At 46.6% G+C, this 14,960-nt stretch carries 16 protein-coding genes; 9 read left to right on the top strand and 7 right to left on the bottom strand.

Annotated elements, in window-relative coordinates; genetic code table 11:
* Positions 1-780 (bottom strand): PASTA domain-containing protein, encoded by a 780-nt coding sequence (locus H515_RS0106730; RefSeq protein ID WP_025876916.1) that lies wholly within the window; start codon positions 778-780, stop codon positions 1-3.
* A 117-nt stretch (positions 781-897) separates the two neighbouring features.
* The gene (gene rpmH / locus H515_RS0106725; RefSeq protein ID WP_025876914.1) at positions 898-1,053 is read right to left on the bottom strand and encodes a 50S ribosomal protein L34; all 156 of its coding nucleotides are present in this window, start codon (positions 1,051-1,053) and stop codon (positions 898-900) included.
* 220 nt (positions 1,054-1,273) lie between these two features.
* Between rpmH and efp the strand changes: the two genes are divergently transcribed.
* The 9 genes from efp to H515_RS0106680 all read left to right on the top strand — a co-directional run bounded on the left by efp (position 1,274) and on the right by H515_RS0106680 (position 10,520).
* Positions 1,274-1,840: an elongation factor P gene (gene efp / locus H515_RS0106720; protein WP_025876912.1), complete on the top strand. Its 567-nt coding sequence runs from the start codon at positions 1,274-1,276 to the stop codon at positions 1,838-1,840.
* A gap of 147 nt (positions 1,841-1,987) precedes the next feature.
* Positions 1,988-3,004: a glycosyltransferase family 2 protein gene (locus H515_RS0106715; RefSeq protein WP_028901752.1), complete on the top strand. Its 1,017-nt coding sequence runs from the start codon at positions 1,988-1,990 to the stop codon at positions 3,002-3,004.
* Positions 3,005-3,032: 28 nt separating this feature from the next.
* Positions 3,033-3,728, top strand: coding sequence for a RadC family protein (radC, locus tag H515_RS0106710; protein WP_025876910.1), 696 nt, complete (start codon positions 3,033-3,035; stop codon positions 3,726-3,728).
* Between the two features lie 92 nt (positions 3,729-3,820).
* Positions 3,821-4,351 (top strand): RNA polymerase sigma factor, encoded by a 531-nt coding sequence (locus H515_RS0106705; RefSeq protein ID WP_028901751.1) that lies wholly within the window; start codon positions 3,821-3,823, stop codon positions 4,349-4,351.
* Positions 4,332-4,652 (top strand): hypothetical protein, encoded by a 321-nt coding sequence (locus H515_RS0106700; RefSeq protein WP_025876908.1) that lies wholly within the window; start codon positions 4,332-4,334, stop codon positions 4,650-4,652. The genes H515_RS0106705 and H515_RS0106700 overlap by 20 nt, the downstream gene beginning before the upstream one ends.
* Positions 4,653-4,704: 52 nt before the next feature.
* On the top strand, positions 4,705-5,097 hold the full coding sequence (locus tag H515_RS0106695) for a DUF6249 domain-containing protein (RefSeq protein WP_025876906.1): 393 nt from the start codon (positions 4,705-4,707) through the stop codon (positions 5,095-5,097).
* Between the two features lie 464 nt (positions 5,098-5,561).
* The gene (gene purL, locus H515_RS0106690) at positions 5,562-9,314 is read left to right on the top strand and encodes a phosphoribosylformylglycinamidine synthase (RefSeq protein WP_028901750.1); all 3,753 of its coding nucleotides are present in this window, start codon (positions 5,562-5,564) and stop codon (positions 9,312-9,314) included.
* A gap of 10 nt (positions 9,315-9,324) precedes the next feature.
* Positions 9,325-9,948 (top strand): chromate transporter, encoded by a 624-nt coding sequence (locus tag H515_RS0106685; RefSeq protein ID WP_051274701.1) that lies wholly within the window; start codon positions 9,325-9,327, stop codon positions 9,946-9,948.
* Positions 9,945-10,520 (top strand): chromate transporter, encoded by a 576-nt coding sequence (locus H515_RS0106680; RefSeq protein ID WP_025876904.1) that lies wholly within the window; start codon positions 9,945-9,947, stop codon positions 10,518-10,520. Before H515_RS0106685 ends, H515_RS0106680 begins: the two co-directional genes overlap by 4 nt.
* Positions 10,521-10,839: 319 nt before the next feature.
* On the opposite strand, the gene H515_RS0106675 is transcribed toward H515_RS0106680, so the two are convergent.
* The 5 genes from H515_RS0106675 to H515_RS13130 form a co-directional block, all read right to left on the bottom strand.
* Positions 10,840-11,910, bottom strand: a complete 1,071-nt coding sequence (locus H515_RS0106675; RefSeq protein WP_025876903.1) for an NAD(P)-dependent alcohol dehydrogenase — start codon at positions 11,908-11,910, stop codon at positions 10,840-10,842.
* A gap of 506 nt (positions 11,911-12,416) precedes the next feature.
* On the bottom strand, positions 12,417-13,196 hold the full coding sequence (locus H515_RS0106665) for a pyrroline-5-carboxylate reductase family protein (protein ID WP_028901748.1): 780 nt from the start codon (positions 13,194-13,196) through the stop codon (positions 12,417-12,419).
* Positions 13,197-13,227: 31 nt separating this feature from the next.
* A complete protein-coding gene (locus H515_RS0106660) occupies positions 13,228-13,455 on the bottom strand; it encodes a PspC domain-containing protein (protein ID WP_025876902.1) in 228 nt (75 codons plus the stop codon).
* Positions 13,452-13,934, bottom strand: coding sequence for an arginine repressor (locus tag H515_RS0106655; RefSeq protein WP_025876901.1), 483 nt, complete (start codon positions 13,932-13,934; stop codon positions 13,452-13,454). The genes H515_RS0106660 and H515_RS0106655 overlap by 4 nt, the downstream gene beginning before the upstream one ends.
* A gap of 771 nt (positions 13,935-14,705) precedes the next feature.
* Positions 14,706-14,960 (bottom strand): transposase (locus tag H515_RS13130; RefSeq protein ID WP_036891582.1); only part of this gene is annotated, 255 nt, incomplete at its 5' end.

Below are 14,960 nucleotides of genomic sequence, written 5' to 3'. Positions count from 1 at the left end.
TTAATCGGTAGGTTTTGGAGCAGCTGGCTCAACGGGAACGGTGGCTGGAGACGGTGGCACTGACGGAACTGTGCGGGGCATATCGCCTTCACCATCCTTGATTTCATTACCATTCTCATCGACAGGCACTTCCACCCACTCGTATTCATATTCGCTTTCAGGTTCCTGCACCTCCACTTCTTCGTAGTCAAACTGCGGGTGCAATGAAGTTGTATCTGCTATATTGCGTGTGCCATCGCCAACTTGAAGTACGACAACGGCATCAGACGGAATGTGGTCGCCCGCCTGAACATGGCGCCCATTTACCAATATACCATAAATCCAGTCTTTCTCGCCTGGAATATACTCTGGTTCGCCAACCTTGAATCCCATCGAAAGCAACTGCGCTTGTGCCTCACGGAGCGAACTGTTATCAATCAAGTCGGGCAATTCGAGCGTTGGTGCATTGGCGGCGTTGATCGTTACGTAGATGACGTGTGTCGATTTTACACGCTTTCCACCCGCGGGAGTCTGCTCAAGAATACAATCTGGCGGAAGTTCCTTCACGTAACCCGTATCAGAGACCTCAATTCTCAGTCCTACCTTGTCCATAATATCCTGTGCGTCGTCGAACTGCTTGTGAATCACATCGGGAACCACAATCGACTCGCCGTGGTGAGTGTAGTAGTCAATGCCATATCGCACGCCCAATGAGAGCAAGATGATGATAATGACAATGGCAAGGACATTACCCCAGAGATATGTGCTGAAGAAATTGCTGATGAAACGTTTTGATACCATCCGACCTTAGCTAATGTAACTTGTTTTATTGGGCAAAGGTAAAGAAAAAAACGGAAAGAAGCAAAGATTGTTCTCTACTTCTTTCCGTTTTAATTTCAATTCTCTGCAAGCAGCGGACTACTTTCCGTGGTGCTCGTCAGATACTGTTAACTTTTTGCGACCCTTTGCGCGACGAGATGCCAATACACGACGACCGTCCTTGGTTGCCATTCTTTCGCGGAATCCGTGTTTGTTCACACGGCGACGGTTGTGAGGCTGAAATGTTCTTTTCATTGTTCTATTTTATTTTTATTGTTATTATGCAAACAACTGACGACGACAGAATTCATTCTGGCGTTACGGGCTGCAAAATTACTTAAACTTTTTGAATTAACCAAGAAAACATTGATTTTTAGGTGAATAATTTATGTTTTTTTCTATAAATTGCTTAACTTTGCACCGCAAAACCATCCGTGGTATAAATAATAAGTAACAAATTATATATTAACAGTTTATGATTAATTCACAGGAAATCAAAATCGGAACATGTATCCGTCTTGATGGAAAGATTTGGACTTGCATCGACTTTCAGCACAGGAAGCCAGGCAAGGGCAACACCGTTATGATTACAAAACTAAAGAACGTTGCTGACGGTCGTGTACTCGAACGCACTTTCCAAGTAGGTTTCAAACTCGAAGATGTACGCGTAGAGCGTCGCCCTTACCAATATCTCTACCAAGATTCAACGGGCTATATCTTTATGAACCAGGAGACTTTCGAGCAAATTCCTATCCCTCTCCACCAGATTACAGGAGCAGAGTTCATGAAGGAAGGCGATGTTGTTGAAGTGGTTACAGACACTTCCGATGGCACAATCCTCTCTGCCGAGATGCCAGTGAAGACCACCCTGAAGATTACACACAGCGAACCAGGAGTCAAAGGCAACACCGCAACCACCGCAACCAAGCCAGCTACACTTGAGACTGGTGCTGAAGTACGTGTGCCTCTATTCATCAACGAGGGTGAGACGATCCAGATCGACACCCGCGACGGCAGCTATCTTGGTCGAGTTAACGGCTAAAGCATAAAGAAGAGTAAAAAAGTAAAAGGCCAGAACAAGACTTTCTGATATTCAGAGCTTGAACATCAGAGTCAACAGTTTGCAACTTTTACCTTTTTACTCTTTTTCTTTTATCTGTCAGATTACAAACACTTCTTACGCTTTCCCATGAAATACAGCATCATTGTTCCCGTTTTCAATCGTCCAGACGAAGTGGATGAACTTCTTGAGAGTCTCGTCAATCAGGAGGAGAAGGATTTCGAGGTCATCATCGTTGAGGATGGCTCACAGATTCCGTGCGAGGACGTCTGCCGCAAATATGCCGACCAGCTCACACTCCGCTACTTCATGAAGCCCAACTCCGGTCCAGGGCAAAGTCGAAACTATGGTGCTGAACGTGCAGAAGGCGAATACCTCCTCATTCTCGACTCCGATGTCGTGCTCCCCAATGGCTATCTGAAGGCCGTCAGCGACGAGCTCGACCGCGAATCTGCCGATGCTTTCGGCGGACCTGACCGTGCCCACGATTCTTTCACCGACACACAGAAGGCCATCTCCTATTCCATGACGTCGTTTTTCACCACCGGAGGCATCCGAGGTGGCAAGAAGAAGCTCGACAAGTTCTACCCACGCTCCTTCAATATGGGAATCAGACGCGACGTATATATGGAATTGGGAGGATTCTCGAAGATGCGTTTCGGCGAGGACATCGACTTCTCCATCCGCATCTTCAAAGCAGGGAAACGCTGCCGACTGTTCCCCGAAGCATGGGTATGGCACAAGCGGCGCACCGACTTCCGGAAATTCTGGCGACAAGTCTATAACAGTGGTATTGCACGCGTGAACCTTTACAAGAAATACCCAGAATCGTTGAAACTCGTCCATCTGCTCCCAATGGTTTTCACACTCGGAGTGGCTCTGCTATTGGTCATCTCTCTGATTGGGCTGGTGCTCGCAAACTGGTGGCTTGCTGCAACTCCGCTGCTGTTTCTGTTCGCCTATTACTATCTTAACGTTTGCTACAGTTGGTATTACTTCCACAATTTCAAGGCAAACATTCTGTCGGGCATTGCGGCCTACGTGCAACTCACAGGCTACGGCTGCGGATTTATAGAGGCTTGGTGGAAGAGATGCGTCAGGAAGCAAGACGAATTTACAGCCTACGAGATGAACTTTTATAAATAAGGTAAAGGGCTCACAAGGGGAACAAAACATGAACGAAACCGGAAAACTAAACATCAACGAATGGGCAGAAGAAGACCGACCGCGCGAGAAACTCATTCGATTGGGAGCGGAAGCCCTCAGCAACGCTGAATTATTAGGTATTCTCATTGGTTCCGGTTCCACGAAAGAGAGTGCCGTTGAACTCATGAAACGAGTACTGATCGATTGCGACAACAATCTGAACAAACTCGGCAAACTCAGCATCCATGACCTTGAGCAATACAACGGATTGGGGCCTGCGAAAGCCGTTGCCATCCTTGCCGCCTGCGAATTGGGGAAACGTCGTCAGGCTTCCGAAGCCGTGAAGCGACAGGATTTGGGCTCAGCCATTGCCATTTACAATTTCATGCACACAAAGATGCAAGATTTGGATGTGGAGGAGGCATGGGTGTTGTTCATGAACCAAAACTACAAACTCATTGAAGCCAAACGCATCTCACACGGCGGACTCACAGAAACGGCTGTGGACATTCGTGTCATCATGAAAGAAGCCATACTGAAGAATGCAACGGTACTCGCCCTTTGCCATAACCATCCAAGCAACAACAACAGCCCCAGTGCGGAGGACGACAGACTGACGCGACGTGTGAAGGAAGCGTGCGAATTTATGCGGATTTATTTCCTCGACCACCTCATCATTACCGATGGGGCATACTTCTCTTATCGGGAAGAGGGAAAGCTATAATACGCTTTTCTTTTTATTTCATTTTTTTCTTATTCCCAAGTGTAATAATTTTCGGTTTTCATTGTCTATAGTGTAGAAAGTGGCAAAGAATAATGGAAGATAAAGAACTTGTAGAAAACATCCTGAGTGGTAATTTCTCTTTATACAAAGAGATTATGAAACGCTATTGGGGCATGGTTTTCGCAAATCTGTACAGATATGTAAGACGCGAAGATGCTGCGGAGGAATTTACCCAGCAAGCCTTCATCCGAGCTTACGCCCGACTTGACACATGGCAGGGAGCAACACTCGGATCATGGATTACAAGTATTGCAATAAACTTGGCAGTGAACGAAATGAATAAGGAGCGGCGACAAAAGACGCAACCCATTGAATCCATTCCGATAGCCGACAAGAACGATTATTCGGAAGAGCGAGAACAGCTGTTGCAAGCCGTGGAAGCCCGAATAGAGGAACTGCCTTCCGGCGACAAAGCCATCATCAAACTGCATTACTACGAAGGCAGAAAAGCCGAAGAGATAGCCCGACAACTGGGAATGACCACCGGCAACGTATTAGTAAAATTGCATCGCATACGCGAAAAAATAAAGAAAGGAATAGAAAATGAAAGAACTGAACGATAAAGAATTGGATTTCCTAATTGGCAAAGTCATGCAACGGAAACAGACACGGGAAGATTTACAAGCATCGGCAATGATGACAATACAGGCGGAACGAAGAAAAGCAACCGCACGCAGATGGTTGAGAGCACTTGCCTTCGCGTTCGGAATCGCATCATTCATCGTAATTGTTACCGCCTCCGCCTATAGCATAATAACAAGCGAGAAATCTGTGGCAGTTACCTCCGGAATGATTGTCTTCCTCCTCTCCGTCGCTTACTGCTTACAACACCAAATCGCCGATTTCTCTTTCGATGCAAAATGAGAAATCCACCGAGACAAGAATTTAAAATGTATAACTAAAAAATAATAAAATCATGAACGGATTATCAGTAGGTTTAATTTGCTCCGTACTTGGAATTACATGTGGTATCATCGCTGTCATCACGAGTGCCTTGTTGGAATATAACAAGAACAAGAACGCCAGAATGATACGTCAGTCCATCATCGAAAATCACGTAGATAACGAAAAGGCAAAGCTCTTGGTAGAGCCTGACAAGCCCAAGAAAAAGGGCAAGTATGAAAGTCTGAGAATGGCATTATTGCTTATCGGCATGGGATTGGGCTATGTCTGCAACCTCCTCTTTGATATCCCCGCCGGCGACATCGGCTTTTGGATCGTACTCGCAACGGGAGTCGGAGTGGGACTGTTAGTGGCGTTCTTCATTCAAATGAAATTGGAGAAGTCGGAACCAACGGAAGCAGAATAATAAGTAATGGTTTCTTGAAACGAACGAACGCGGGAAAAGCCGATAGCTTCTCTCGCGTTTTTGTTTTGTGGTGCGACCACTAAGAACAAGTATGCCACCGTAAAGCTGAACGTCTGGTGATAGCGTGAGTCAGTTTTCACTCCTTATATCTCCTTCAGGATATTCGGATTGTAACTCCATTGATATCCAATAACTTACAAACTGTATTTCAAAAGCTTAGCTTTTGGCGTTCAATAGCTAAGCTTTTAAATCGCAATAGGTAAGCTTTTGGAAATCGGATACTACCCCAATCATCGACAAACGGACATCGAAAGTAACGAAAACAGAAGAATGCACAACAACATGGCAGACAAAGAAAACGCATTCCCACGGAAAAACAAACCCTTTTTCTTTGTCTTTTAAGCGAATTGCAGTATCTTTGCAATAATTATCGATTTACCTAATTATATTATACAGGAATAATAATGATTCTTTTCTTCTCAGCTACCGCAGCAACCGTGATTGCGACTGAAATAGACCATCAGCCCAATCAAGACGAAATTGACAAACTAAGTTGGCTCTATGGTGATGCCAAACCAATGGACGACAAGGAATTGTCGGGCTATTATTTGGGGCCGCGTCGCGAAATGATAACTCCTTGGAGTACGAATGCCGTTGAGATTACACAGAATATGGGTCTTAGCGGCATTTCGCGTATAGAGGAATACTTCCCTACCAAGTCGCTTGATGACAACCCCGACCCAATGATCTTCCGCAATTACGACGGATTGAATCAGCAAATCTTCACCATCGACTTGCAACCGGAGCCAATCAGGAAGGTAGAAGACTTGGAGAAATTCAACGAGGAGGAAGGACTTGCACTCTCACCGGAGGAAATAGAGTACCTGCACAAGGTAGAAAAGGAGAATGGACGTCCACTGACCGACTCGGAAGTGTTCGGCTTCGCACAAATCAACTCGGAGCACTGCCGACACAAAATATTCGGAGGTGAGTTTGTTATCGATGGCAAGGTAATGGAGAGCAGCCTCTTTGCCATGATTAAAAAGACAACAAAGGAGAATCCAGGCAAGATTCTTTCCGCATATAAAGATAATGTGGCATTTGCTCAAGGTCCGGAAATTGAACAGTTTGCGCCTACAAATCAGAGTACATCCGACTTCTTCCGCATAAAAACCATTGAGAGTGTGATTTCCTTGAAAGCTGAAACACATAACTTCCCGACGACAGTTGAGCCTTTCAACGGTGCGGCAACTGGTTCGGGTGGTGAAATCAGAGACCGAATGGGCGGCGGAACCGGCTCATGGCCGATAGCGGGAACAGCGGTTTACATGACAGCCTATCCACGATTGAAGGACGAACACGATAAGACTCCTGAGTTCCGCGACTGGGAAGACATCCTCCCTGTTCGCCAATGGCTCTACCAAACACCGGAACAAATTCTGACAAAGGCTTCCAACGGTGCAAGCGACTTTGGCAACAAGTTCGGGCAACCGCTGATAACCGGTTCGCTGCTGACATTTGAACATCAAGAGAACGGAGAGAATTATGCCTATGACAAGGTAATCATGTTGGCAGGTGGCGTGGGCTTCGGTAACAAACGCGACTGCCTGAAGAAAGAGCCACAACCGGGAAACAAGGTTGTCGTTGTTGGGGGTGATAACTATCGCATCGGCTTGGGTGGTGGCTCCGTGTCATCGGTAAACACCGGGCGCTACTCCAACGGCATAGAACTGAATGCCATTCAGCGTGCCAATGCGGAGATGCAGAAGCGTGCTTACAACTTGGTTCGCGCACTTTCCGAAGAAGACAACAACCCAGTTGTGTCGATTCACGACCACGGTTCGGCAGGACACTTGAACTGTCTGAGCGAATTGGTTGAGGAATGTGGTGGCGAAATCGACATGACGCAGTTGCCAATCGGCGACAAGACACTAAGCGCAAAGGAGATAATTGCCAACGAGTCGCAAGAGCGCATGGGGCTGCTTATCGATGAAAAGCACCTCGACCACGTGCAAAGAATAGCCGAGCGCGAACGTGCGCCGATGTATGTTGTGGGAGAAACCACAGGCGATGCTCATTTTTCGTTCGTTCAGGGCGACGGTATAAAACCGTTCGACTTGGATGTTGCGCAGATGTTCGGCCATTCGCCAAAGACTATTATGACTGACGAGACCGTCGAGCGCAAATATGCCGACGTCTCCTATGATATAAATAAGGTTGAAGAATATCTGAAACGGGTGCTGCAACTCGAAGCCGTGGCTTGCAAAGACTGGCTGACCAACAAGGTGGACCGCTCCGTTACGGGCAAGGTGGCTCGCCAACAGTGTCAGGGACAGATACAATTGCCACTGTCCGACTGCGGTGTTGTCGCCCTCGACTATCGCGGACACAAGGGCATCGCCACAGCTTTGGGACATGCTCCACAGGCTGGTTTGGCATCGCCGGAGGCGGGTTCGGTGCTCTCCGTTGCCGAATCATTGACCAATATTGTGTGGGCGCCATTGGCAGACGGTATGGACAGTCTCAGCCTTTCTGCCAACTGGATGTGGCCTTGCAGAGCGCAGAAGGGCGAGGACGCCAGACTTTACAAGGCAGTCAAGGCATTATCTGACTTTTGTTGCGCTATCGGCGTGAATGTTCCGACAGGCAAAGACTCGCTCTCACTCACACAACAATACCCCAACGGCGAGAAAATCATCTCTCCGGGAACCGTTATTGTCACCAGTGGAGGAGAGGTGAGCGACATTCGCAAGGTGGTTTCACCCGTGTTGGTCAACGACAAGAACACTCGTCTCTATCATATCGACTTCAGTTTCGATGAGCAACGCCTTGGCGGTTCTGCCTTCGCACAGAGTTTGGGCAAGGTAGGCTCTGACGTTCCCACAGTGAGAGAACCCCGCTACTTCTCCGACTGCTTCGATGCGGTTCAGGAAATGATTCGCCGTGGATGGATTATCGCCGGACATGACATCTCCGCCGGAGGTATGATAACTGCCCTTTTGGAAATGACTTTCGCAAATACGGAGGGCGGATTGAAAATCAATCTGCACGACATCAAGGGCGAGGACATCATCAAGAAGTTGTTTGCCGAGAATCCGGGTGTCATCATTCAGGTTTCCGACGAGCACAATGATGAGGTAAAGGCTTTCTTGGAAGAAAACTGTATCGGATTTGCCAGAATCGGTTGCCCGGATACGAACAACCGAATCTTGAGTATCACCGATGGCAATTGGAAGCAAGAGTTCGATATTGACGCAATGCGCGAGACATGGTACGAGACTTCTTATCTGCTCGATCGCAAACAGAGTTTCAGTGGAATGGCACAAAAGCGCCATGAAAACTACAAGAAACAGCCGATAGAAATGAAGTTCAAACCCGACTTTGAGGGCTCTTTGGAACAATATAAGCTAAACCCCAATCGGTGGAAAGAACCAACAACGGCTCCCCGACAAGCAATGCCGAAGGCTGCTATCATTCGCGAAAAGGGTACGAATGGTGACCGTGAGATGGCCTATTGCCTCTATTTAGCGGGCTTTGAGGTGAAAGATGTTACTATGACCGACTTGATTTCTGGTCGCGAGACATTGGAGGAGGTAAACATGATTGTGTTCTGCGGAGGCTTCTCCAACTCCGATGTGCTTGGTTCGGCTAAGGGATGGGCAGGCGCATTCTTATACAACGAGAAGGCAAAGAATGCTCTTGACAACTTCTATGCCCGCGAAGACACACTGTCGTTAGGTGTTTGCAACGGCTGTCAGTTGATGGTTGAGCTGAATCTCATCAACCCCGACCACAAGCATCGTGCCCGATTGCTTCACAATAACAGTCACAAGTTCGAGAGTAGCTTCCTTGGCGTAGTCGTTCCTCGCAATCAAAGCGTTCTATTGGGTTCGCTGAGCGGAAGCAAGTTAGGCATCTGGGTGGCGCATGGGGAAGGAAAATTCTCGCTTCCGGAACCAGAAGACCGCTATAACGTAGTGCTAAAATACAACTATGCCGATTATCCCGGCAATCCAAACGGCTCGGATTACAACGTGGCAGGTATCTGCTCAGACGACGGAAGACATCTTGCGATGATGCCACACATGGAGCGTTCCGTATTCCCATGGCAGAATGCATGGTATCCCCTTGACCGTAAAGAGGACGAGGTAACACCGTGGATGGAAGTATTCGTGAACGCACGCAAGTGGGTGGAAGCGAAAATCAATAATAACTAAGCCGAAAGAGATGCCGAAAGAGAAGAAGAACATAACAGAACAACGCCCACTTTCCGCCCCAACGGACGGAAAAAGTGGGCGTTCGCTTTATTGGCAGGCATTCAAGGTGTTCTTCAGGATAGGAGCGTTCACATTGGGTGGTGGCTATGCCATGATTCCCATCATAGAAAGCGAAGTGGTGGAGAAGCAGAAATGGATTGCGAAGGAAGACTTTCTTGACCTCATAGCGGTGGCGCAGAGCTGTCCCGGCGTGTTTGCCATCAACATCAGCATCTTCGTTGGCTACAAATTAAGGAAAGTAAAGGGCGCACTCTGCACAAGTTTGGGAGCTGCTCTCCCCTCGTTCCTGATTATTCTTGCCATCGCAGTCTTCTTCCATCGGTTTATGGATGTGGCTTGGGTAGCCGCAATGTTCAGAGGCATTCGCCCGGCGGTGGTCGCCTTGATTGCTGTACCGACCTTTAACCTGGCGAAAAGTGCGAAAATCAACTTGGCGAACTGCTGGATTCCCATCGCTACCGCACTTCTTATTGCCTTGATGGGCGTAAATCCCATTTATATTCTTATTGCCGCAGGTACAGCCGGCTATTTATACGGAAAGTTCATTACCCCGACGGAAGAAGATAAGCCATGATATTCCTTGAGATATTCTATACATTCTTCGTCATCGGACTGTTTGGGTTCGGTGGTGGATATGGTATGCTATCCCTCATTCAGACAGAAACAGTCATCAACCATCACTGGCTGACGTCCGCTGAGTTCACCAACATCGTTGCTATATCACAGATGACACCAGGTCCCATTGGTATCAACTCTGCCACATACTGCGGTTACACGGCAATTCATAATGCCGGCATGAGCAACACCATGTCTGTTTTGGGAAGTATGACGGCGACTTTCGCGCTGGTGTTACCCTCTCTTATCTTGATGCTGCTCATAAGCAAGATGTTCCTGAAGTACATGAACTCGCCAATTGTGCAATCAATATTTTCCGGTCTGCGCCCGGTAGTCGTTGGCTTACTTGCTGCTGCGACGTTACTACTCTGCAACAGCGAGAACTTTTCATCACCAGACATCAGCCTATGGCATTTCTGCATCAGCATCGCCCTATTCCTTTCCACATTCGCCGGTACAATGTGGCTGAAGATAAACCCCATCCGCATGATATGCTATGCCGCCGTGGCAGGACTTGTCTTGCTTTATTAAGTTTCCCATAACCTGAAACTTGCAAGTCCCAACCACTTTCGCCCCCTCTTACGCAAAACTCGAAGAGATTATAATATATTCAGAAAACAAGGAAGGATTATCAATGCTGAATTTTGGGTACTGTCCTATAAAAGTGTGTAAACTCCTTTTTCTTATCTTTGTATTTGAAAACTATAAAAAAGAAAAAATGAAACTTACACACTTTTATAGGCCAATACCAGAAAAATGGCAAGCATGTGTAGTAGCTACATTGTGCTTGCCATTGCTTATCGTATAGATTGAGCGTTGCTGACGACAGCAGTCGTCCACTGATTAATCCTTAATAGAGATCTTCTGCGAGAACAACTACTGGCTTAATCAAATCCCTTGGTTTATCCTTCATCAGCAAGAGGGCCTCTTCCATGTGCTCGAAACCGTTGAAACGGTGGGTAATGAGGTGTTTGAGATCAAGGCGTCCTGAAGTAACGAGCTTTGCCAATTTCTCCATACGTAGTCTTCCACCAGGCATCAAACCGCCTCTGATGGTCTTGTGGCCCATACCTACACCCCATTCAACGCGTGGAATCTTTACAAACTCACCGCTGCCAAGGTAGTTCACATTTCCGATGACACCGCCTGGCTTCAACACAGTGACTGCCTCTGCAAATGTATCAACAGTACCACCAGCGATAACAACACGGTCAACGCCCTTACCGTTGGTGCGTTCCATAACTTGTTGGGCGATAGGACCATTGTGGTAGTCGATGATTTCTGTTGCACCGTAAGCCTTTGCAGCAGCTGCACAAACAGGTCGGCTACCTACGGCATAGATGTTGGATGCACCTCTGAGGGCTGTTCCGGCAACTGCCATCAAACCAACAGGACCGATACCAATAACAAGCACTTCGTCACCAAATTTCACGTCTGCGAGTTCAACCCCATGGAAGCCAGTAGGAACCATGTCGGAGAGCATTGTTGCAGCAACCGGATCCATGCCTTCAGGAATGAGTGCCAAGTTACCGTCGGCATCATTAACGTGGAAATACTCTGCAAAGACACCATCCTTGAAGTTGGAGAACTTCCAGCCTGCCAGCATTCCGCCAGAGTGCATAGAAAAACCGTTCTGTGCTTCGAGTGAGTTCCAGTCTGGTGTAATTGCAGGAACGATAACACGGTCGCCAGGTTTGAAATCTTTTACCATCGAACCCACTTCCACTACCTCACCCGTAGCTTCGTGGCCGAGAATCATGTCCTTACGGTCGCCAATGGCTCCCTCCCATACGGTGTGAACGTCAGATGTACAAGGCGCAACTGCCAAAGGCTTTACAATTGCATCCATTGGACCACATGCGGGTCTTTCCTTCTCAATCCATCCGGCCTTGTTGAGGCCAAGCATTGCATACGCTTTCATAATGACTTTTGTTTTAGGTGATTGTTAGATATAGTAATTTATTCAACTCGCTTTTATTTCATTATTAAACAGCTTGTTTCTGTTGAAAAATGATAAAAAGTGATAGCGCAAATATATGGAATCCTAATTTAACTTCCAAATTTATTAAGAGAAAAAAGATGATTATTTTGCTTAGCATGCGTGAATGCAATCTCTGCTTTTCAAAGAGGAGTGTTGATCGGGGCTCACGGGTGTAAATGTTTGTTGCGAGTAGTCAAAGATTCTGTTTTTGCTCTGCGCATTTCTTTGTGGCATGAGAATCACGAATGAGATAGAATTAAGTTATCAGAATATTTTCCGGAGGTGAGAGATAGATATATTTTGGGTGTGTCTATTAGGTTGGACGATGCGAAAAGTTATACCCCCAATCCTACTTTATAGTCTGATTGGGGAGTGTGTTTTGGGCGATGAACAATAATAATATGCCCTTAAAAAGACAGATAGCGCAGACATTCAATTTTTGCCGTCTATTCAGAGGCGGCCTTTAATCCGCGGATTACTGCCGAAGTGAACCCCGCATGCTCCATCTCGTTCAATCCTTTGATGGTCGTTCCGCCCGCAGTTGTCACCTTGTCGATTTCCGCTTCGGGATGATTGCCGCTTGCCTGCAGAAGGGCGACGGCGCCTTTCACGGTCTGCAACACAATGTCTTTTGCCACATCGGCGCTGAAACCCAGCTCAACTCCACCTTCAGCTGCGGCCCGTATGTATCGCATGGCATAGGCTATGCCGCAGCTTGCCAGAACTGTGCCGGCTTCAAGGTGCGCCTCGTCGGTGATGTAAGTCTTGCCGAGGTCGTCGAAAATCTGCTCCATCATGGCTGTTTGCTCTGCCGTGGCGCCTATTGGCGCAATGAATGTCATCGAGCATCTTTGTGCTATCGCCGTGTTGGGTATCACTTGGAAGATGGAAAGATGGTCGTTTTCCAACCACTGTTGTATCTGCGTACTGCCGATGTTGGCTGCCATGTTGACGAGCACTTGACTTTTGGGGTCGAACGAGAGCTTGATATCCTCCAGTACCTGGCGCACTGTCTGGGGCTTCACTGCGATAACGACGATGTCTGCTCCGATGATGGCAGCTTGATTCTCGGTCGTAATGCTCGCCCCTATTTCGGCAAAGCGTTTCAGTTTGTCTTCGTGTGGGTTGGCTATGGTAACGTCTTTTGGCAGGAAGATATTTCCTTTCAACAGTCCTTCAGCCAGCGCACCACCCATTGCACCAGCTCCAATGATTGCTATTCTCATGTACGGTTTTCCTTTCGCTTCTTAAAATCAATCAAACATCAGTCAGTTGATTGTTATTATCGGCCTTTGGCATGATGGCCCAAAGGATTATGTAGAGCAATACTCCTGGAAAGGCTGCACTGAATACAGTCAATGCCGCATACAGAACACGGATAGCAGTGGAGTCAAGTTCCATGTATTCGGCAATACCACCGCAGACTCCGGCGAATATTGCATCTTTGGTTGAGCGTGTCAGCCGTCTTTTTGTTTCGAAACTCATGATTCTGATATTTCAGGGATGATGTATGACAGAGAGTTGAGGATGTCTTTGCGCGAGCATCCCTCTCTGGTTGCTATAAATATGGTGTCGTCTCCAGCAATAGTACCGAGCACTCCTGGCAGATCGCTACTGTCCAGGTTGTAGGCGATTGCGCTTGCGTACCCCGGACGGGTCTTCATGACTGCCAACTGACCGGAGAAATTGATGGAGATATAACCGCTCTTTTGAAGCATTTCACCAGCTTTTCTCGGTGCTGTGACGCGTTTGTACATCGTCTCATTGGGCAATACATAGACGTATTTGCCATTCATCGACGCTGCCTTTGCAACTTTCAGCTGTTTGAGGTCACGACTCAAAGTAGCCTGCGTCAGCTTGTAGCCTTCTTTCTTCAACTCTCTGATGACTTCATCCTGAGTGCTTAGTTCCATGCTGGAGATGAGCATTTTCAATGTTTCTAATCTACTGGTTTTAACTTTCATGGTCTTGAATATTTATCCGATTGGTAAATGCAAATTTATACAATGAATTTTTAATATACAAATTTTACGGTTGAAAAGATGATTATAAATAATTAAAATAATATTAATTGTATGAATTTAATAGCTATTTGGGAGTTTTAACTCGTAGTTTGGCAGAATACATGGGTTTTTGCCGAGTCTTTCCCATATATATCAATAGGTGTAAGATGGTTGTTTCAAGGTTTTCAAGCATCTCTTTTTGAGAGCTTGACACGATTGCGGCATGTCTCTGACAGACGCATTTGTAATCGTTTGAAAATTAGGATGATAAGCATATAGCTCCGATACCTTAGCTTTCACTTCACAAAAGGTTAGCTTTTGCATTGCGATAGATGACCTTTCGCAGCCTAATCACTCATTACACTGATAATGGATAGAGGTATTCTCCATCGTTATATTTATCTTTTTGCGAGGGGGGCTACTCCTTCTGAGATCCAAAATTGGATATGCTTGTGGCATTGGCTCCTTTTCATTCCATCGCCTTCCAATTCTGTAGTGCTTCCTCATAGCTTTGGCAGTTTGGCTGTCATCAAATAAAAAAGATGCAAGTCACGGTTGATTTGCATCTTTCCTGTATGTGTCTGTAGGCTCCTGACTTCGCCAAAAAAAAAATAGGTGTTTTACAACTAATTGATAAACCGTGTTTTGTGTCCTAAGGAAACAACAGCTTTGAGCTATCAACTCATGAACTTGTCAACTAAACAAAAGGTAGTGTCCTTAAAAGTGTGTAATTCATCTTTCCTTTCTCTGTACTTCCGCTGTTATTTTATTCTTTTCTTTCCAGTTTTTGAATTGATATATTCTCCTTTCATATGTTGTCTTTGTTTCCTCCATCGCCACGGCTGCCAGGAGGAAGATGACGGACTTTTCTGATGGCATGGATGTTCTCATTTGGATGGTTCTCCTGTACTTCCTGTTGAGCCTTTCAATCCAGTTGGTCGTATATATGCACCTCTGCACTTGGGCCGGGAAGTCCATATACGTGAA

This window comes from Prevotella corporis DSM 18810 = JCM 8529, assembly GCF_000430525.1.
Classification (GTDB): Bacteria; Bacteroidota; Bacteroidia; order Bacteroidales; family Bacteroidaceae; genus Prevotella; species Prevotella corporis.
Note: the sequence above shows the minus strand (reverse complement) of the source record. Positions and strands in the feature narration are given on the sequence as shown.